Origin of the sequence: Parasphingorhabdus marina DSM 22363 (genome assembly GCF_900128895.1) — a bacterium.
Classification (GTDB): Bacteria; Pseudomonadota; Alphaproteobacteria; order Sphingomonadales; family Sphingomonadaceae; genus Parasphingorhabdus; species Parasphingorhabdus marina.
On the sequence record NZ_FSQW01000002.1, the window covers coordinates 932,079 to 951,793 of the forward strand.

The 19,715-nt window shown below is 55.4% G+C and carries 17 protein-coding genes; 7 read left to right on the forward strand and 10 right to left on the reverse strand.

Annotated features, from left to right (window positions below):
- Positions 1 to 6: 6 nt before the first annotated feature.
- From BUQ90_RS14140 to BUQ90_RS14150, 3 genes are read right to left on the reverse strand one after another with little or no spacing between them, the layout of a single operon-like run.
- Entirely contained in the window at positions 7 to 2,193 is a 2,187-nt protein-coding gene (locus BUQ90_RS14140; protein ID WP_084192808.1) for an RNA degradosome polyphosphate kinase, read from the reverse strand.
- Complete coding sequence (locus BUQ90_RS14145; protein WP_074205790.1) at positions 2,193 to 2,828, reverse strand: P-loop NTPase family protein; 636 nt, start codon at positions 2,826 to 2,828, stop codon at positions 2,193 to 2,195. Before BUQ90_RS14145 ends, BUQ90_RS14140 begins: the two co-directional genes overlap by 1 nt.
- A 5-nt stretch (positions 2,829 to 2,833) precedes the next feature.
- Positions 2,834 to 4,126: a hypothetical protein gene (locus tag BUQ90_RS14150; RefSeq protein ID WP_074205791.1), complete on the reverse strand. Its 1,293-nt coding sequence runs from the start codon at positions 4,124 to 4,126 to the stop codon at positions 2,834 to 2,836.
- A 62-nt stretch (positions 4,127 to 4,188) separates the two neighbouring features.
- Between BUQ90_RS14150 and purM the strand changes: the two genes are divergently transcribed.
- Together purM and purN are read left to right on the forward strand one after the other, a co-directional pair.
- Positions 4,189 to 5,319, forward strand: coding sequence for a phosphoribosylformylglycinamidine cyclo-ligase (gene purM, locus BUQ90_RS14155; RefSeq protein ID WP_204244798.1), 1,131 nt, complete (start codon positions 4,189 to 4,191; stop codon positions 5,317 to 5,319).
- Positions 5,312 to 6,277, forward strand: coding sequence for a phosphoribosylglycinamide formyltransferase (gene purN, locus BUQ90_RS14160; RefSeq protein ID WP_074205792.1), 966 nt, complete (start codon positions 5,312 to 5,314; stop codon positions 6,275 to 6,277). The genes purM and purN overlap by 8 nt, the downstream gene beginning before the upstream one ends.
- Before the next feature lie 164 nt (positions 6,278 to 6,441).
- On the opposite strand, the gene BUQ90_RS14165 is transcribed toward purN, so the two are convergent.
- Positions 6,442 to 7,017: a LuxR C-terminal-related transcriptional regulator gene (locus tag BUQ90_RS14165; protein WP_074206447.1), complete on the reverse strand. Its 576-nt coding sequence runs from the start codon at positions 7,015 to 7,017 to the stop codon at positions 6,442 to 6,444.
- Positions 7,018 to 7,196: 179 nt separating this feature from the next.
- Positions 7,197 to 7,970, reverse strand: coding sequence for an SDR family oxidoreductase (locus BUQ90_RS14170; protein WP_074205793.1), 774 nt, complete (start codon positions 7,968 to 7,970; stop codon positions 7,197 to 7,199).
- A 79-nt stretch (positions 7,971 to 8,049) separates the two neighbouring features.
- On the opposite strand from BUQ90_RS14170, the gene BUQ90_RS14175 reads away from it, so the two are divergent.
- Positions 8,050 to 8,523: a nuclear transport factor 2 family protein gene (locus BUQ90_RS14175; RefSeq protein WP_074205794.1), complete on the forward strand. Its 474-nt coding sequence runs from the start codon at positions 8,050 to 8,052 to the stop codon at positions 8,521 to 8,523.
- A 57-nt stretch (positions 8,524 to 8,580) separates the two neighbouring features.
- On the opposite strand, the gene ndk is transcribed toward BUQ90_RS14175, so the two are convergent.
- The 4 genes from ndk to BUQ90_RS14195 all read right to left on the reverse strand — a co-directional run bounded on the left by ndk (position 8,581) and on the right by BUQ90_RS14195 (position 11,614).
- On the reverse strand, positions 8,581 to 9,003 hold the full coding sequence (ndk, locus tag BUQ90_RS14180; RefSeq protein WP_074205795.1) for a nucleoside-diphosphate kinase: 423 nt from the start codon (positions 9,001 to 9,003) through the stop codon (positions 8,581 to 8,583).
- A gap of 104 nt (positions 9,004 to 9,107) precedes the next feature.
- Positions 9,108 to 9,611, reverse strand: coding sequence for a hypothetical protein (locus BUQ90_RS14185; RefSeq protein WP_074205796.1), 504 nt, complete (start codon positions 9,609 to 9,611; stop codon positions 9,108 to 9,110).
- 79 nt (positions 9,612 to 9,690) lie between these two features.
- Positions 9,691 to 10,134: a DNA polymerase III subunit chi gene (locus BUQ90_RS14190; protein WP_074205797.1), complete on the reverse strand. Its 444-nt coding sequence runs from the start codon at positions 10,132 to 10,134 to the stop codon at positions 9,691 to 9,693.
- Positions 10,135 to 10,159: 25 nt separating this feature from the next.
- Positions 10,160 to 11,614, reverse strand: a complete 1,455-nt coding sequence (locus BUQ90_RS14195; protein ID WP_074206448.1) for a leucyl aminopeptidase — start codon at positions 11,612 to 11,614, stop codon at positions 10,160 to 10,162.
- Positions 11,615 to 11,928: 314 nt separating this feature from the next.
- Between BUQ90_RS14195 and BUQ90_RS14200 the strand changes: the two genes are divergently transcribed.
- From BUQ90_RS14200 to rsmA, 4 genes are all read left to right on the forward strand, one after another.
- On the forward strand, positions 11,929 to 14,142 hold the full coding sequence (locus BUQ90_RS14200; RefSeq protein WP_074205798.1) for an LPS-assembly protein LptD: 2,214 nt from the start codon (positions 11,929 to 11,931) through the stop codon (positions 14,140 to 14,142).
- Between the two features lie 98 nt (positions 14,143 to 14,240).
- Positions 14,241 to 15,605 (forward strand): peptidylprolyl isomerase, encoded by a 1,365-nt coding sequence (locus BUQ90_RS14205; RefSeq protein WP_074205799.1) that lies wholly within the window; start codon positions 14,241 to 14,243, stop codon positions 15,603 to 15,605.
- Positions 15,606 to 15,616: 11 nt separating this feature from the next.
- A complete protein-coding gene (gene pdxA, locus BUQ90_RS14210; RefSeq protein WP_084192715.1) occupies positions 15,617 to 16,624 on the forward strand; it encodes a 4-hydroxythreonine-4-phosphate dehydrogenase PdxA in 1,008 nt (335 codons plus the stop codon).
- Positions 16,621 to 17,457: a 16S rRNA (adenine(1518)-N(6)/adenine(1519)-N(6))-dimethyltransferase RsmA gene (gene rsmA / locus BUQ90_RS14215; protein ID WP_074205801.1), complete on the forward strand. Its 837-nt coding sequence runs from the start codon at positions 16,621 to 16,623 to the stop codon at positions 17,455 to 17,457. The genes pdxA and rsmA overlap by 4 nt, the downstream gene beginning before the upstream one ends.
- Here the strand turns inward: rsmA and BUQ90_RS14220 are convergent.
- Entirely contained in the window at positions 17,454 to 19,565 is a 2,112-nt protein-coding gene (locus BUQ90_RS14220) for a malate synthase G (protein WP_074205802.1), read from the reverse strand. The two genes, rsmA and BUQ90_RS14220, sit on opposite strands and share 4 nt — an antisense overlap.
- Positions 19,566 to 19,715: the final 150 nt, after the last annotated feature.

Below are 19,715 nucleotides of genomic sequence, written 5' to 3' on the forward strand. Positions count from 1 at the left end.
TGGCATTCAGCTGCGGTTCTTGCGACGGCGCAGCGAGAGCCGCGGAACCGCATTGCTCTTCTTGAGCGCTTTGCCGCGACCGGACAGTGACGGATTGGTCATGAAATAGCGATGGAGGTTGAAAGGCTTGGAAGACGGACTGACACGCTCATAGCTGCCATCCGGGTTGAGCTCCCAGCTTTGTTCGTCATCAATAAGATTGGCCACCATGACCTGGTCCAGGATCTGGTCATGCACGGTTTCATTGGTGATCGGGATCATGTACTCGACCCGGCGATCCAGATTGCGCGGCATCCAGTCAGCGGAACTGATATAGAGTTTGGCCCGGTCATTGGGCAGCTCCTTGCCATTGCCAAATGCCCAGATCCGGCTGTGCTCAAGGAAGCGACCGACCACCGACTTGACCCGGATATGATCAGACATGCCCGGCACGCCGGGGCGCAGACAGCAGATACCTCTGATCACCAGGTCGATTTCCACACCGGCATTGCTTGCCGCATAAAGCTTTTCGATCAAGGCCGGATCGACGAGGCTGTTCATTTTTGCCCAGATCATGCCGGGCTTGCCCTCCCGTTCGTTTGCAATCTCGCGATCGATCAGGGTCATGAGATCATCCCGCAAGTAGCGCGGGGACATCGAAATCAGTTCCAGCTTCTCCGGTTCAACATAGCCGGTAATATAGTTGAACAGCTGCGCGGCATCCCGGGCGGCTTTGGGATCGGCTGTAAAAAAGCTCAAGTCCGTGTAAATCTTTGCGGTCACCGGATGATAGTTTCCGGTGCCAAAATGGCAGTAGGTCCGATATCCGTCCTGCTCCTTGCGGACGACCATCGAAATTTTCGCATGAGTTTTCCACTCGATAAATCCGTAGACCACCTGCACGCCAGCCCGCTCGAGCTGACTGGCCCATTTGAGATTCTGTTCCTCGTCAAACCGCGCCTTCAATTCGACGACCGCGGTTACCGATTTTCCAGCCTCCGCGGCGTCGATCAGCGCACGGATGACGGCGGATTGCTTGCCGGCGCGGTAGAGCGTCTGCTTGATCGCAACCACATCGGGATCGGCAGCCGCCTGCCGCAAAAACTCGATCACCACTTCGAACGATTCATAGGGATGATGGACCAGAATGTCCTTGTCCCGAATGGCCGCAAAACAGTCTCCGCCATGTTCGCGGATTCGTTCCGGGAAACGCGGGCTATAAGGGGAAAACTTGAGATCCGGGCGGTCTTCCTCAACCAGTAAGTCAAGATCGCTCAACCCGACAAAACCCTGGATCCGGCTTTCAATGCCGCCGTCGCTGACGAGACTTTCCCGAAGAAGCGTAATCACAGAATCCGAAAGTCCCGGACCCAGTTCAAGCCGAATGACATCGCCGCGACGGCGCCGCTTGATCGCGCTGCGGAAATAGCGGACGAGATCCTCTGCTTCTTCTTCCACCTCGATATCGCTGTCGCGGATGATTCGAAACAGGCCGCTATTGGCCACCTCATATCCGGGAAACAGAAGTTTGGAGTAATGCTGGATGACTGATTCCACGGAGACATAGACCGCGTTTTCGCTGGGCATCCGAATAAACCGCGGCAAACCGGACGGGATCATGACCAGTTCGCGTATGCCCTGTTTGTCCGACCGGCGCACCAGATCAAAGACCAGACTGAGCCCCTTGTTCGAAATGAAGGGAAACGGATGCGCCGGATCAAGCGCCTGTGGGGTCAGCACCGGAAATATCTGATCAAGAAAATGCTGCTCGAGCCATTTTTTGTCGGTTTCGTCGAGATCCGCGATCGGTGCAACGGTGATGTCCTCCGAACGCAAAGTCCCCTGCAGTTGCTCCCAGACCGCCTGCTGGTTGTGGAGGATTCGATCAGCCCGTTCTGCAATGGCTGCAAGCTGCTGTGATGCGGTCAGTCCGTCGGCTGATCTCTCTTCGATATTCTGCCGATACTGTCCGACCAGACCGGCAAAACGGACCATGAAAAACTCGTCGAGATTATTGCCGGAAATGGATAAAAACCGCACACGTTCCAAAAGTGGGTGAGAGGTATTCTGGGCTTCCTCAATAACCCGCTCGTTAAAACCCAGCCAGCTCAACTCGCGATTGAAATAGCGCGCCGCCGTTTCTTCCGGTGCGACATCGGCAGAATCTGTTGCCAGATCATCGTCGTTCGCTTTGCTTGAGCCGATATTGTCCATCATTTATCCGCCAGGTTTTCCGTTCCAATAGCATGTCCCTCATCCTGGTACGAACGCAACGCTTCCTGGGCGATATTCCGGGTCACTGGTTTTTTCCGTTCGATGGCCAATCTGTCCATCCTTTGCGCCAATATCTGAACATCCTGATAACTGCGCTCCATTCGTCGCACCAGCCAGGACAGGGCTTCTTCGGAAATCGTGGTTCCGCGCATCGCAAAATATTTCTGAAACAGTCCGGTCAGCAGCGCTTCGTCGGGCGCACCAATTTCGATCAACTGGGAGGCAGCAAGCCGGGACTGCAGGTCCGGCAACAGAACGCTCCAGTCGGCAACCGGCCGGGAAGCGAGGATCAGAAGCGGTTTCCGCTCCGTCTGAGCCTTGTTCCAGAGGTGAAAAAGGTCTTCTTCCCGGAAGCCCTTTTCAGCTTCAAAACACAGGCCATCCGTTTCGCGAAGAAACTGGCTGGCCATGGCTGTCTTGCCTGATGCAGCCGGCCCCACCAGAATTGCTGTTCCATTCGGCCAGTGTTGCCAGTTATTCAGGTGATGATCCGCTTCCGAATTTGCTGAAGTGACGATGTAACTGTCACTGGCACCTGCCGGTCGTGTATCCAGAGGAAGTGCGATTTGGTTCACTTGCTCTACTCGTTCCCCCCGCGACTGATCCGGAGCGCTCCGGATCCCTGTTGCACTTGCCAGCCTCTCGAACGCAGTGCCGCCGCAAGGGTGGAAATATCTCCGGAATATGTCACTCGCATGACCGATACACCTCCGAGTGCAAGGCTGGAGGTAGCCGCCGAGGATACGCCGGGCACTGAGCGAACCGAAGACTCCCCTCTGCCAACCGCCCCCACATCGGGAGTGTCAAACTGCACCGAAACGGTGATGGCAGCTCCCGTTGATGGAGCAGTTGTCGCGTCGCCGCTTTCCACAGCCTCAGCACCAGAATCTCCGGCACCGTCAGTTCTATCAATACGATTTTCCGTATTTTCAGCCGCCAATTCTGCTTCCAGTGCTGCTTCCAGTGCATCCAGATCAAACGGATCGTCGATGATCAGCGATTTGTCGGTTTTCAGGATCCCGCGAGACAGCGCACTGGCATAGATTGTGTCGATTCTGGCAATGGCGGTATCCATCATATCAGCAATACCTTCACTGCTGGTGGCATTCAGGGTGAAGCTCTCGATGAAGCGATTATCCGGCCCGTATCGCGCTGTAAAACGTCCGCTCACCGGTCCGCCCGGATATTCATATTCCAGCCGAGCTATCGGGATGATAACATCCGCCGCTCCGAACTGATCGAGAATATTGCGCCACCACACCCGGTTGCGCCGTTCCGCCTGTCCGGCGGTGAGCACGAGCGATTCGCTGTCGGATCCGAAAGGCCGTACGTAATCTATGGCGCTGTCCCCGGGCCGAAAGCGGGCCCAGGCCTTCTGCCACTCCGTACGATTCTCGAAAACCTGAGGGGACCCTCCGCTCCACATGATGGGCAGAACCAGTAGGGGCGGTGATCTGAGTTTCCGGCCGCTTACCCCGAGGATCTGTCCCGCCCGGGCGCGATCAAACATGACACCCAGAGTCGCAATATACCGGCGGGGACCGATCTGTTCTTCTTCAACAATAATGGCGGACACGATATTGTTCAGGGCGCTGTCGGAAAGACCGGAGGTGTCACTGCCCTGCGTTCTTTTGTAAAGCTGCTTCCAGGCCTTGCGTTGTGCTTCTTCCCAGCCCTTTTGACGGGCTTCAAAAGCGTTTTTGCCGCGGACGTCCACTTCAACCCCGAGCACTTCGAAATCACCGGTACTCGCAAGCGGCGCGACACCCCGTTCGGTCCCTTCAAGCTGGGCATAGACAATGCCGGTGGTGGCAAGCGCAACCAACGCAAACAGGGCGGCAATTTTGAACCTCAGGTCAGTCAAAAATTTCATTTCGGTCCTTTTGACGATTATGACGTGGAAATCCAGCCGCGAGTTGTCTAATCGCCTATTGCATGAGTGACAAACAAAACATGCCTGCGAAAGAGCAACGAAACGAGTCCGAGCCTTATACCTATGCGAAGGCCGGTGTCTCAATTGCGGCAGGCAATGCCCTGGTCAAGGCTATTGCCCCGCTAGCGAAAGCCACGGCCCGGCCAGGAGCCAATGCAGAACTGGGGGGATTTGGCGGCTTTTTCGATCTGAAAGCTGCTGGCTATGACGATCCCTTGCTGGTCGCGGCCAATGACGGTGTCGGGACCAAGCTGAAACTGGCCATTGATTATGATCGGCATGATACGGTCGGAATCGACCTTGTTGCAATGTGCGTGAACGACCTGATTGTTCAGGGTGCAGAGCCATTGTTTTTCCTCGACTATTTCGCCACCGGCAGGCTTGAGAACGGTGTCGCGGAACGGGTTGTTGCCGGGATAGCCGAAGGCTGCCGGATGTCCGGATGTGCGCTAATCGGTGGCGAGACCGCAGAGATGCCGGGCATGTATGCGGACGGGGACTATGATCTCGCCGGATTTTGCGTCGGTGCAGTGGAACGCGAAAAGGCGGTTACCGGTGCGCAGCTGGAAGAAGGAGACATCCTGCTCGGGTTAAGTTCGTCCGGAGTGCATTCCAACGGATTTTCTCTGGTTCGACGACTGGCGGAAGACAAGGGCTGGAAACTAGATCGCCCTGCCCTGTTTGATCCCGAAGTGCTTTTGATCGAAGCCCTGATTGCGCCAACACGCATTTATGTCAGCTCATTGTTGCCGCTGATGCAATCGGGACAAATCAAGGCACTGGCACATATTACTGGCGGCGGACTGCTGGAAAACATCCCCCGGGTACTGCCCGACAACCTGCATGCCCATGTCGATGCGGGCCGCTGGGATCAGCCTCGACTGATGGCCTTTCTGCAGGCGCAAGGGAATATTGAACCCGAAGAAATGGCGCGGACTTTTAATTGCGGGATTGGGATGATTGTGGCCGTCGCTGCGGATGAAGCGGACAGAGTCTCGGCCGCGCTCCAAGCCGCCGGCGAAACCGTATTTCAGGTTGGTGATGTTCGCCAGGGCAAAAAAGGGTGTACGGTTTTCGGCAATTCTGACACCTGGTCTGCAATGCAGGACTGGTCGGCCACGCATCATGGCTGACAAGGCCCGAATCGCCATCCTGATTTCGGGACGCGGGTCGAACATGGCAGCACTGCTCTATGCGGCCAAAGACCCGAACTGCCCCTATGAAGTTGTTTTGGTCGGCTCCAATGTCCCGGACGCCGAAGGGTTGAAGCTGGCGGCAGCAGAAGGAATTGCGACATTAGCCCATTCCCACAAAGGCTTGTCACGCGAAGCGCATGACGACATCATGCACCAGGCCATTTCGGAATCGGGGGCAGAATATGTTGTCCTGGCAGGTTACATGCGCATTCTGTCCGATGGATTCGTGGGCAAATGGCCGGGGCGCATGCTCAACATCCATCCCAGTTTACTGCCAAAATACAAGGGTCTGGACACCTACCAGAGAGCGCTGGATGCAGGCGATGACAGGGCCGGATGCAGCGTGCATCTGGTAACACCTGAGCTCGATGACGGACCGGTGCTGGGACAAACCGAAGTTGCTATTGTCGCAGGCGATAATGCCGACAGTCTCGCCGAACGGATTTTGATTGCCGAGCACCAGCTTTATCCGTCCATTCTGTCCAGTTATGTAACGCTTGAAGCGGATCCCGAATGGATCCTGGGGCAAGTGCGGGAACGGGCGCTGGCACTTGAGGAAACGCACGAGCGCGCAAGCTTCGGTTCTCCTGGCTGGCGGGTCGGGAGCGAGAAAACAGGCAAATATTTCGCCTATTTCACCCAGCGACTACATGGCGAAGCGAGCGTCGGGTTGCTGGTCAAAACGACAGGCCCTGATGAACAGTCGGCACTCCTCGAAGCCGACCCGGAACTTTACTATCTGCCAAAATTTTATGGCAAATCCGGATGGATCGCCATCCGTCTGGACACCGGCAAAACGGATTGGGATCATATCGGCGACTGGTTGGCCAAAAGCTGGCGTATCGTCGCACCAAAACGGCTAGTGAAGCTGGCGGATGTCGCAGACCAATTTTAGGTAAAACATCGCGGAACAGAGTCCTATCTGAACGACAAGAGGAGGGAGGAGATGTCGTCCGAAAGTGGATCTTTGGGAGGTGACCCTGCCCGCGATGCTGACTATGTAATGCACCTCAAGGTCACATTTATCGATACGTCACTAAGGACGTAACAATTTTGCGGCTACATTCCCGCTTCGACAGCCAGCCTTACCATATCCGCGGCGCTTGGTGCTTCCAGCCGTTTCATCAGTATCGCACGATGCATTTTTACCGTTCGTTCGCTCAAATCCAGTTCATGAGCTATCTGCTTGTTCAGAAAGCCCTTCGCGATGAATTCAAGCACTTCCCGCTGCCGCTTGGACAGGTCTTTCACTATCTCAGTCGCGCGCATTCTGCGGGCTTTGGCCAGACTGGGGCCTTCACTGTCGATTTCCACCTGCGAGCCGAGAAAATATTCGAGCTCGCCATCATTATCGAACATCGGGGCAACAAGCACCGCATTCTGGAAGGGTGTCCCGTCCTGTTTGTAGTTGAGAATCTCCACCAGAACGGACTTGCGTTCGCGCACACCGCGCCGGATCTCCTCGGACAACCACGGTTCGGTCGCAGGACCCGCAAGAAAACGGCAGTTTCTTCCAATAATGAAGTCCCGATCATAACCGGTCAGCTCTGAAAATGCGTCATTCGATGCAATAATCGGATTGTCAGGCAATCTGGGATTGCTGATTACCGACGCAATCGGGCTGTTGTCGATCAGCGCCTGAACCGACTTTCGGGGCGCAGCCACCTCTGCAGCAACCGATTTGCCATCGGTACCTTTTACTCGTCCCTCACGATCCATGTCGGTAAACCTAGTCCATCAGGATAGCGGATAGCAAGCATCAAGGCGCAGAAATTGCCGTTTTCTGTGCTGTTCATGGTACCAAACTTAACTTGTCAGGGTACGACACCCTCAACCACAGATTTGGCATTGTCCACACGAATTGCCGCGCCATTGATAAATTTGGATTCATCCGAAGCGAGAAACAGAACAGTATGGGCGATGTCATCCGGCTCGCCCAAAGCGCTGGGCGCCGGTCCTTCGCTCGCCGGCCGCAAATCGTCGCGGTCCATGACCTTGGGGCCAATCTCTTCGACCATCGGAGTCAGGATGCCCGCCGGGTGAACGCTGTTGCAGCGAATATCATACTGGTTGTTGGCGCAGTGCACCGCAACGCTTCTGGTCAGGCTTTCCACTGCGCCTTTGGCAGCAGCATATGCCACCACAATCGGTTCTCCTTGCACAGATGCGATCGAACACATGTTCACGATCGAACCGCCTCCGGACGCTTTCATGGCCGGAACAGCGTATTTGCAACCATAGAATGTACCGTCAGCACTGACCTCCATGACGAATTTATATTCTTCCGCAGTCTGGGTTTCGATCGTTCCTGGCTCGACGACCCCGGCATTGTTCACCAGCACATCCAGCTTGCCGTGACGGGACACGACATCAGCAATCAGGTCTTCCCACTGACGCTCATCCCTGACATCCTGGACATGGAACTCAGCTGCCTGACCGATTTCACCAGCGACGCGCTGGCCATTTGCTTCATCCATATCCGTCATTATGACGGTTGCGCCTTCCCTTGCGAACATTCGGGCATCAGCTTCACCCAATCCCTTTGCCGCGCCTGTTATTATTGCCACTTTGCCTTCCAGCCTGCCCATGTCAAACCTCCCTTTGTGGAGAACAGTCCTAGATTGGCCTTAGCCAATTGGGCACTGATAAAATGAGAGAGATGCACTTATGGACATCACTGAGAAGCTTTGGGCGAGGGAAGAAATCCGGGATATTTTATACCGTTATTGCAAAGGCATAGATCGCAAGGACTGGGTGTTGGTCAGATCCTGTTTCGCTGATGATCATGTACATAATCATGGGGATTATAGCGGACCTCCAGATGAGTTTATCGGTTTTGCGAGCGAGGTTTTGAAACAGGTCCCGGCCACACATCATTCCATTGCCAACGTGCATATTGAACTGTCCGACGATGGGATGAAGGCTTCAACGGAAGCAAATTTTGTCGCATATCACTATGTCGAAGCCGGAGCGGTGGATTTTGCGCCAGTGCCAACCGGAGGCAAGGCAACGGACTGGATCGTCGCCGGACGCTATTGCGACAAACTGGAAAAACGGGATGGAAAATGGATCATCGTCCGCCGGGACGCTTTCCATGACTGGGAAAGATATGACGAAGCCAACGGGCCGTCCGTGTCCTGAGGCCAATAAAAAACTCGCCCGAAATCAATCGGGCGAGCTTTGAAATTCGTTACCGGATTATCCGACGATTTCATCTTCCGTGAAGAAATGCGCGATTTCGATCTCGGCATTTTCATCGCTGTCCGACCCGTGTACGCTATTCGCTTCAATGCTTTCTGCGAATTCTGCACGGATAGTGCCGGGAGCGGCTTCGGCCGGGTTTGTCGCGCCCATGATATCCCGATTGCGCTGCATGGCATTTTCGCCCTCGAGCACCTGGACAACACAAGGACCGCTGGTCATGAAATCCACCAGCTCGCCAAAGAAAGGCCGCTCTTTGTGAACCGCGTAAAACCCTTCCGCCTGTTCTCTGGTCATGTGGATCCGCTTGCTGGCAATGACGCGCAGACCGGCATCTTCCAGCTTCTTGGTCACGGCGCCAGTCAGGTTGCGGCGAGTGGCATCAGGTTTGATGATCGAAAATGTCCGGTTACCGGCCATGATAATGCTCCATATCTGTCTGAAGTGGTAAAGTTGCGCAGCCCCTAGCCGCTGCGGAACCGCATGGCAAGAACTGTATCCCGGTCAGTATTTGAGGACAGAACTCAGTTTTTGCTGCCGGCAAAAAGGGTAACCATCACCTTGCCTTCCCCGTCTTTGGTCGCGGAAATGTTGACGCCCTCGCCATCGCCCCGTTCGCCGCCAATCATCTGCATGTCCCCGGCCTTCACCTCGGTAGCGATCTTGATGTCCTTTGCTTCCATTTCCTTGCGGTAGAAATCAATCACATCTTCCTGACTGTCGCTCGTGGAAAAGACCACCATCGCACCAGAACCACCGTCAGCCATTCCCGTCATACTGCTTTCGACATTGGCTCCAGGGTAGAGCTTGATGCCCATCGGCAGGTCCTGAAGTGCCTTGGATCCGCTGGCGATTCGGACTTCACCGTCCGCCGACTTGATCACCGTCTCGGTGGATTCTTCATCGCCCGTTACCGAGTAGCTGCCTTCTCCACCCTCACCGTCATCAAACGTTCCGGAGGCTATCTCGTCGTTGCCGCCACAGGCGGTTGCGATCAGCAATGCTGGAAGAATCAAAAATCTGTTCATGGGAAAGGCTCCATCAATAAAGACCGCGACCTGAGAGAAAAACTAGAAGCATTCGCACTTCAGCGCAAATACTGATTTGTCACGGGCCTTCTAACCAGCGACCATTGTCCTGTTTCCAGTATCGCGGCGTGACATTTTCCCTGGCAGACAAAGCACGCCAGGCATCCCGGGCCGCAGAAATTTCCTGACCGGAAAACAGATAGAAAGTCCTGTCGAACTGCAATGCTTCATCTCGCCAGATGCCATCCGCAAGTAGCACAAACTTCGCACCGTTGCCGGGTCGGCAATCTGATGAGACCAAGATCGGCTGGTTCTTTTCAGCCTCGCAACCGGAAAAGTTGTGCGCCAAGAAACTGCCTGGTCCAGCATCCCAGAGTGCAGCGGACAACTGTTGGACCTGTTCGTCATTGGCTGAGACCAGCAGCAGCCGTTGCCCTCCTCCCAGCGTTTTTTCGGCCAGCACCGGAACGAGTTTTTCCACCGGGTCACGGGTCAAGTGATAGAAATCAACCTGTCTGGCCACCGCGTCCCATCCTTCCCGATCGCTATTATTCGAAATTGTCCGCTACAAACTGATCCAGCAACCGCACGCCAAAGCCGGTCGCACCTTTGTCCCATACTGGCCCTGGCTTGTCCGCCCATACCATGCCGGCAATGTCGAGATGGGCCCATTTCACTCCATCCTTGATGAAACGTTGCAGAAATTGCGCCGCGGTTATGGAACCGGCACCCTTGCCGCCCACATTTTTCATGTCGGCAATCGGCGAGTTGATCTGTTTGTCATAGGCACTGGTCAGCGGAAAACGCCACAGCGGGTCCCCGGCTGTCTTGCCGGCTGCAAGCAGGTTTTCCGACAGGCCATCATCATTGCTGAAACAGCCCGCGTGCTCATTTCCAAGTGATATGATGATCGCACCGGTCAAAGTGGCAAGATTCACAACGACTTCTGGCTCAAAAGTCTCCTGCGTCCAGTGCAGGGCATCGCATAAAACGAGGCGACCTTCGGCATCGGTGTTGATAACTTCAATGGTTTGCCCACTCATGCTGGTGACCACGTCGCCCGGTCGCTGGGCATTGCCATCGGGCATGTTCTCAACAAGCCCGCATACGCCAACCACATGTGCCTTGGCTTTACGACCGGCCAGAGCTTTCATGGTTCCAGCCACTGCGCCAGCACCACCCATGTCCCATTTCATGTCCTCCATACCGGCCGGCGGCTTCAGAGATATACCACCTGTATCAAAGGTTACACCTTTGCCCACAAGCGCCAGTGGTTTTTTCTGTGCGCCATCGGTTCCGTCCCAGCGCATTGCGAGCATACGGGGTGGCCGGACAGACCCCTGAGAGACGCCAAGCAAAGCACCCATTCCCAGTTTTTCCATTTCTTGCTGGCCGAGAACGGATATCTCCACGCCAAGGTCGGCGAGTTCCTGGCACCGCGCGACGAAACTCACCGGATAAATGACATTGGCAGGTTCCGACACAAGTTCCCGGGTCAACCCGACTCCGTCGGCTACTGCGGACAAATCTTGCCACGATTTTGCCGAACCAAGATCATTGTCAAGCACGGTGACTTGCGTCAGTGTCGGCTTCTGGTTCTCGGGCATGGTGGTCCGATATTTGTCGATCCGCCAGGTCCGAAGCTTCGCTCCAAAAACCAGCCGCGCCAATTGCCCCGATTCGAGTCCTTCAGCCGAAATCGCGAGATGTTCGGCGCCCGACGTCATCAATTTGGCGATCACCGCACCGCCTGCGCTTTCCATGTCTCGCCGTTTCCCGGCGCCGATCCCCGTCAGAATGATATGAATGACCCGATCCGACTCGGTCACAAATGTTTGAAAAGTCTGTCCGGTCTTGCCACTGAAACGGGCGGCTTTGGCTCCTGCTATAACCATCGCCGACTGTTCCAGAGGCAGGCTCAGGCCGTCCAGGGAATCCTTGCCAACGGCGAATGCCATCGCATCCGGATCCTGTGCAGGGCTACTTGTGAAGTTGAATTTCATCTTTCGGGCTTCCTTGTCTGTCGCAAATTCTGTTCCTGTGCCCGAAGTCATCAGGCCTGGTTAAGACAAGATCAATGAAAGATTGGCTCAGGCAATGCAACGATCATTTGCTGGACCAATTGGACCGCTCAAACGCAAATATGTCAGCACGTTGCAGGAGGGTTGCATGAGAATTAGGTTTTTGCGTCCAAAATATTTGCAGCAGAGACAATCAGGTGCAATAGGCCAAGGCCGATACAGGAAAAACAGGCCCGGCTGGATGGTTTGCGTTCCGGTCGCCACTTGTTAATGGCAGAGGTTTATTGAGTCAGCTGATGAAATCTTGTTTCGCTCTTGCTGCTTGCCTTCTGCCTTTTTCCTTGCCGGCAAATGCGCAGGGACAACCAGATATACCCGACTCCGGGATCACCGCGAGTGATCCCGAGGAAATCGAATTTTCTGCTGACACAATCAACTATGATTTCGAAAATGACGTTGTGGTTGCCCGCGGCAATGTCGAGCTGGCACGCGAAGGCTATCGGCTGAGGGCGGACAATGTCACATGGAACCGGAAAACAGGGCGGGTGACCGCAGAAGGCGACGTCCGGACCACAGGTCCCGATGGGGATATTGTTTACAGCAATACCATAACCCTGACCGATTCCCTCCGCGACGGGATGGTTGAAAACCTGCTGCTGGTTCTGGAGGATGGCGGTCGACTGGCAGCCCTGAAGGGCGAGCGGTTTGATGATGGATCAATGGCGCTCGATATCGCTGCCTATACCGCCTGTGCCGTCACGACCGAAGAGGGATGTCCAAAGGAACCCAGCTGGCAGATCAAGGCTGTGAAAGTGCGGTATGATCCGATCAAAAAGCGGGTTAGCTATGACGGTGCCCGAATTGAGATATTCGGACTGCCCGTCATACCCCTGCCCGGCCTGTCCCATCCAATCAGTAACGAAAACCGAAGCGGCATTCTGGTTCCCAATCTGCGGATCGATTCGACCAATGGCGTAGCAGTGTCGCTGCCTTACTATTTCAATATCGCGCCCAATCAGGACGCCACCGTCACTGCGCAGGTCTTTACGGAAGTGGCGCCCCTTGTGAGCGGCACGTTTCGCCATCTCGATGACAAGGGCGCATTTCAAATAACCGGTTATGCAACCTACAGCTCCCGCATCCCCACCGGTGCGACGGGCCCCCTGCCCAATGCGGAAAAGGATTTTCGGGGCTATTTTGAAACCAGCGGCCGTTTCAAACTGGGCAATAACTGGACCGTTTCCCAATCCGCGAGACTGGTTTCAGATCGTACTTTTCTCCGACGTTATGACATCAGTGATGACGACAGTTTGCGGTCCACAATAAACCTCGAACGAATTGACAACAGCAGCTATTTTTCTCTGGCAGGCTGGGCATTCCAAACATTGAGGACCAGTGACCCGCAGAATCAGGTACCGATAGTTCTGCCCATGGTGGATTATCGCAAGAGGCTTTCCGATCCGGTTCTGGGCGGACAGGCGATGCTCCAGTTCAACAGCCTGGCCATTGAAAGGACCGGCGGGCAGGATACCCAGCGCGCCTTTGCCTCAGCCCGGTGGGATCTGCGAAGGCTTACAAAAACTGGTCAGGAGATTACTTTCACCGCCTACGCCCGAGGAGATGTCTATCACAGCGATGACAATGTCCAGAATCCGGTTACGGTCTATCAGGGCAATAGCGGCTGGGAAGCGCGAGGCATTGTAAGCGCGGCGGTAGATATCAAGTGGCCGTTTATAGGGAAAGCATTTGGCGGAACTCAAACGATAACCCCGCGGTTTCAGATTGTGGCAACGCCGAACCTTGCAAACCTGTCGCTGCCCAATGAGGATTCTCGAGCAGTTGATCTGGAAGACACCAACCTTTTCTCATTGAACCGCTTTCCCGGATATGACCGGTATGAGGACAATGTTCGCGCTAGTTATGGCGTCGAATGGAATCTCGTCCGTCCCAATCTCAGCATAAACACGATTGTGGGACAGAGTTACCGCCTGGAAAACAACAACAATATCGTACCGGAAGGTACCGGGCTGTCGGACCGCTTCTCGGACATTGTCGGACGATCCAATGTGCGGTTCAAGGATATCGTCAAATTCACCCACCGGTTCCGGCTCGACAAGGACAATCTCGCCGTTCGGCGCAACGAAATAGACCTCACTGTCGGCTCCAAGAGTACATATGTGCAGGCTGGTTATCTGCGACTCAACCGTGACATTGGCGCAGAACTTGAGGATTTAAGGGATCGCGAGGAGATTCGCATTGGGGGACGCTATCAGATCGACAAATACTGGTCCGTTTTCGGATCAGCCATTGTCGACCTGACTGATGAACGGGAAGATCCGACATCCTCTGCCGACGGATTTGAACCGGTACGCCACCGGCTGGGCGTAGCCTATGATGACGGATGCCTTTCCCTTGGCGTAACCTGGCGCTATGATTATGAGGATACCGGAGATGCGGAGCGCGGCAGTACTTTTCTGTTCCGGCTGGCATTGCGCAATCTGGGCGTGTAAGACGTCCGGGAAACTGGTTAACGGTCATATCCGGTTCACAGCATGTGCGCTAAAGGATCGCGCCCCTAATGGCTTATAGTATTGAGAAGAAATGAATAATGCATAGTAAATCGCGTTTTGGAACCAAAGCATTTTCTGGTCTGGCGGTAATGGCAGGTGCAGCTATGCTCGCTGTGACACCATCCACCGGGCAAACCGTTGCGGATACAAGTGTTCCGCAAACCGGGCTTAATATTCCCGAAAAGCTGACGATATTCGGAGAGAATGATCCGAATGTGCGGCGTGCCACAGCGGTTGTGAACGGTGATATCATTACCGGCACCGATGTCGGGCACCGACTGGCCCTGATCGTGGCCGCCAATGGCGGCGAAGTCTCGGATGAAGAAAAGCAACGCCTGCGATTGCAGGTGCTGCGCAACCTGATTGATGAAACACTGCAGATTCAGGAAGCGGAAGCCAACGAGATTGTCATTGATCAGGCTGAAATCGACTCCACCTTCCAGCAGGTAGCCCAGCAAAATTTTCGGCAGGATCTCGAAGCGTTCGACCAGTATTTGCGCGAGCGCGGCTCCTCCAGCGATACCCTGAAACGCCAGATCAAGGGTGAGCTGGCCTGGAGCCGGCTGCTCCGGCGCAATATTCAGCCGTTCATCAATGTCGGTGATGAAGAGGTGAACGCCATTATCGAGCGGTTAAATGCGTCCAAGGGGACAACCGAATACCGTATTGGCGAAATCTACATGTCTGCCAGTCAGGAAAATTCTCCACAGGTTGTCGAAAACATGCGGAAAATTCTCCAGCAAATCAGTGCAGGTGGCTCTTTTGTTGCCTATGCCCGGCAGTTCTCTGAAGCATCGACCGCTGCGACTGGTGGCGATCTCGGCTGGGTGCGCCCGGCGCAACTTCCTCAGCCGCTTGCCGATGCAGCTGTACAGATGCAGGTTGGACAGGTTGTTGGCCCGGTAGAGGTACCTGGCGGTTTCTCCATCCTCTACTTGATCGATCAACGCCAGATTTTGACAGCAGATCCGCGCAATGCTCTGCTGAGCCTCAAGCAACTTGCAATTTCGTTTCCGGAAGGAACAACGGAACAGCAAGCCGCGGCCAGAGCAGCAGAATTTGCGGAAGCAACCCAGCAGATCAAGGGCTGCGGTGCAGCCAACGAAACCGCAGCACGTATTAATGCAGATGTGGTTGACAATGACCGTGTCCGGCTCCGGGATCTGCCTGGCCCGTTGCAAAATACCGTTGCTCAACTTCAAATCGGACAAGCCAGTCCGCCCTTTGGATCCGTTGCAGATGGTGTGCGCGTTCTGATTCTATGTGGTCGCGATGACCCGCAATCGGCAGCGGCACCGTCTTTTGACCAGATCATGTCGCAACTGGAAAATCAGCGCGTCAACAAGCGTGCGCAGATTTATCTGAGAGACCTGCGGCGCGACGCGATCATAGAATATAACTGAAGGGCGAAGGGGTGACCAAACCCTTTGCCATTTCTGGTGGTGATCCAGCGGGGATCGGCCCGGAAATTATCTGCAAAAGCTGGCTTGAAAGACAGAAATACGGTCTGCAGCCCTTTTTTGTGGTGGGCAATTTCCTGGACTTTGAAGGAAATTCAGATGTTCCCACGGTCAAAATCAGCGAGCCTGCCGAAGCGCTCAGCAAATTCGAAACTGCACTGCCCGTTTTTCACATTCACGAGGGCGATCCTGCGGTAGCCGGTCAACCCAGTCTTGATGGCGCCCAATGCGCCTTGCATGCGCTCGAAATAGCCGTTGGGCTTGCAAGATCTGGTGATGCCGCAGCCATCATCACCGCCCCGGTGTCCAAGTCGCAATTATACCAGGTGGGTTTTCGTTATCCCGGGCAGACCGAATTTGTCTCCGAGAGGTGCGGCATTGCTCGGGAGAATGCGGTCATGATGCTCGCCGGCCCGTCGCTCCGCGTCATTCCGATGACGACCCATATCGCGCTGAAGGCCGTCCCGCCCCTTCTCACCCAGGAATTGATCACCGCCCGCGCTGAAGCGGCGAGGAAAGCGATGATCCGCAATTTCGGGATATTGCAGCCACGTATCGCGGTTGCAGGGCTGAATCCCCATGCCGGAGAAGATGGCAATCTGGGAACCGAGGAAAAAACTGTCATGGAGCCAGCGATTCAGCGCTTGCGGAAAGATGGCCTCGACATCAGCGGCCCGCTTCCAGCCGACACCATGTTTCATGCCGAGGCTCGTTCGCGTTATGACGTGGCGCTGTGCCCCTATCATGATCAGGCGCTGGTGCCGCTGAAAACACTGCATTTTTTTGATGGTGTAAACATGACACTCGGCCTTCCGATTGTGAGAACCTCGCCCGATCATGGAACAGCATTCGAAATTGCTGGTCAGAACAAGGCGGATCCACGTTCCATGATTGCCGCGATCCAGATGGCCGCCACGGCGGTCGAGAATCGTAAAGAACATGATCACCGGGTCAGATTTTGAGTAACTCTCCTTCTCTTCCTCCCCTGCGGGAGGTCATAAAAAGACATGGGCTGACCGCCAATCGGGCACTCGGCCAGAATTTCCTCTTCGACACCCAGTTGCTTGACCGCATTGCGGCCATTCCGGGTCCCCTGGAAGGAGAACAAGTATTCGAGGTCGGCCCTGGCCCCGGAGGCCTGACCCGGGCCCTGCTTCAGGCGGGGGCTGAAGTTACCGCGGTGGAACGGGACGAACGATGTCTCCCCGCTCTGGACGAACTGGACGCCTGTTTTCCGAATCAGCTCAAGGTGATCAATGCTGATGCGTTGCAAATTGATCTGAAAGCCCGGTTTTCCAGGCCTTTTCACATCATTTCCAACTTGCCCTACAATGTTGGATCCGCGTTGCTGGTCAAATGGCTCTCCCAGCCCACCTGGCCGCCGCTCTGGAAATCCCTGACGCTGATGTTTCAGCGAGAGGTAGCGGACCGGATTGTGGCCGCACCGGGATCATCTGCCTACGGCCGGCTTTCTATCCTCGCGCAATGGCGATGTGATGCGAAGCTGGCGATGCCGGTCCATCGCTCCGCCTTCACGCCGCCGCCAAAGGTGATGTCGGCCGTCGTCTATCTGACACCCCGCGAGCAGCCACCGGGTGTCAATCCCGCCACGCTCGAACGGCTGACACAGGCCGCATTCAGCCAGCGCCGGAAAATGCTGCGACAAAGCCTGAAGGGCTTGCCAGGTGCCTTGGAAGCTCTGGATATCGCAGCTATTGATCCCACCCGTCGTCCGGAAACGGTGAGTGTTGAAGAATTTGTTGCCCTCGCCCGTCAGCTGGATGAGGTCAACTAGCTGCCTTTCAGCTTGCGGCGATAGGCATGGAGCAGAGGTTCGGTATATCCGCTTGGCTGCTCGACACCCTTGAAGACGAGATCACGTGCAGCCTGGAAGGCCAGGCTCGCATCCGGATTGTCCGCCATCGGGCGATAGAGCGGATCACCGGCATTCTGCCCATCAACCTTGGCCGCCATGCGGAGCAGCGCGGCATCCACCTGTTCCGCACTACACACGCCGTGAAGCATCCAGTTTGCCATATGCTGGGAAGAAATCCGCAAGGTCGCACGATCTTCCATCAGGCCGATATCATTGATGTCCGGGACTTTCGAGCACCCCACGCCCTGATCAATCCAGCGGACAACATAGCCCAGGATCCCCTGCGCATTATTGTCAAGCTCGCGCTCGATTTCCTCTGCCGACCAGTTATGGCCATCGGCGAAGGGAATGGTGAGCAGTTTGTCGAGTGACGCAATCCCGTCCGCAACCACTTCCTTCTGCCGGTCAAAGACGTTGACCCGGTGATAGTGGATGGCATGCAATGTCGCTGCTGTCGGACTGGGCACCCAGGCGGTGTTGGCTCCGGTCATCGGATGGCCGACTTTCTGTTCCATCATGTCGGCCATCATGTCAGGTGCGGCCCACATGCCCTTGCCAATCTGGGCCTTGCCCGACATGCCGCAGGCCAGCCCGATGCCCACATTGCGTTGCTCATAGGCAGCGATCCATTCGCTGTTCTTGATGTCGCCCTTGGCCAGCATCGCCCCGCCCTGCATGGAGGTGTGGATTTCGTCGCCGGTGCGATCGAGGAATCCGGTATTGATGAAAACGATCCGGTCCTTCACCGCATGGATACAGGCCGCCAGATTGGCAGAAGTCCGGCGCTCTTCGTCCATCACGCCAACCTTTATCGTGTTGCGGTCCAGTCCCAGCAGATCCTCAACGGCATCGAACAGGTCATTGGTGAAAGCACATTCATCCGGCCCGTGCATTTTCGGTTTCACAATATAGATCGACCCGGTCTTGCTGTTGCCGAGTTCACCCAGCCCTTTCAGATCATGCATGGAGATCAGGCTCGTAAACACACCGTCCAGCAGGCCTTCGGGCGCTTCCGAACCATCTGCCAGCAATACCGCCGGATTGGTCATCAAATGCCCGACATTGCGGACGAACATCAGGCTGCGTCCCGGCAAGGTGAATTCCTTGCCGTCCGGATCAGTATAGGTCCGGTCCGGATTGGCCTTGCGCGAGACGGTTTTTCCACCTTTCTCAAACGAGGCATCGAGATCACCGCGCATCAGGCCCAGCCAGTTGGTATAGGCCAGCACCTTGTCCTCGGCGTCAACCGCCGCCACCGAGTCTTCCATGTCGATGATGGTGGTCAGCGCCGCTTCCATGTGGACATCGGCAATATTGGCGGGATCGTCTTTGCCGACAGGGTGATCCGGGTCAAAAATGACATCAATATGCAGTCCGTTGTGACGGAACAGGCATCCCCTGTCGTTCCATCCCACACATTGCGAAGGATCTTTCAGAGGAATACCGCTTTCCTTGACATTGGTCAGATCCGCCCAGCTGCTTCCGTCCAGTGGCAATATTTCGTCAAGCAGTGCCTTGGCAGCCTTTATCACTGCCGCACCGCGCACCGGATCATATCCTCCCGGCTGTGCGGGTTCGGCATCCAGAACATCGGTGCCGTAAAAGGCATCATACAAACTGCCCCACCGCGCATTGGCTGCATTCAGCACGAAGCGGTCGTTGAGCGAGGGTACAACGAGCTGCGGTCCGGCCATGCGGGCAATTTCCGGATCGACATTTTCCGTGGTGATCGCAAAGGGCGCAGGTTCTTCAACCAGATAGCCGATGTCGGTCAGAAATTGCTGATATTCCGGCTGATCGACCGGCTTGCCCAGGCGCGCCATGTGCCATTCGTCAATCTGCTGTTGCAGCTGTTCACGTTTGGCCAGCAGTTTCGCATTCGCTGGTGCGAAGCGCGCGAGCAGGTCTGCAAATCCCGACCAGAAACTGTCACGGTCAACACCCGTCCCGGGAAGGACCTTGCCATTTACAAAGGCGTGCAACTCGCCAGCGATCTGAATGCCGTTCTGGCTGACATATTCGGACATGGGTTTTCCTCTTGCTAAATTGTTGAAGCATTGCTGGACGGTCTGAGCGGGTCCAAAATGCGCAAATTTGTCCGGGGAGGAATCGGGCAGAAGCTATGGCGGTTGCGACAAATTTTGTAAATCCCGAAAAGCCGATTTTCAGGAACGGAT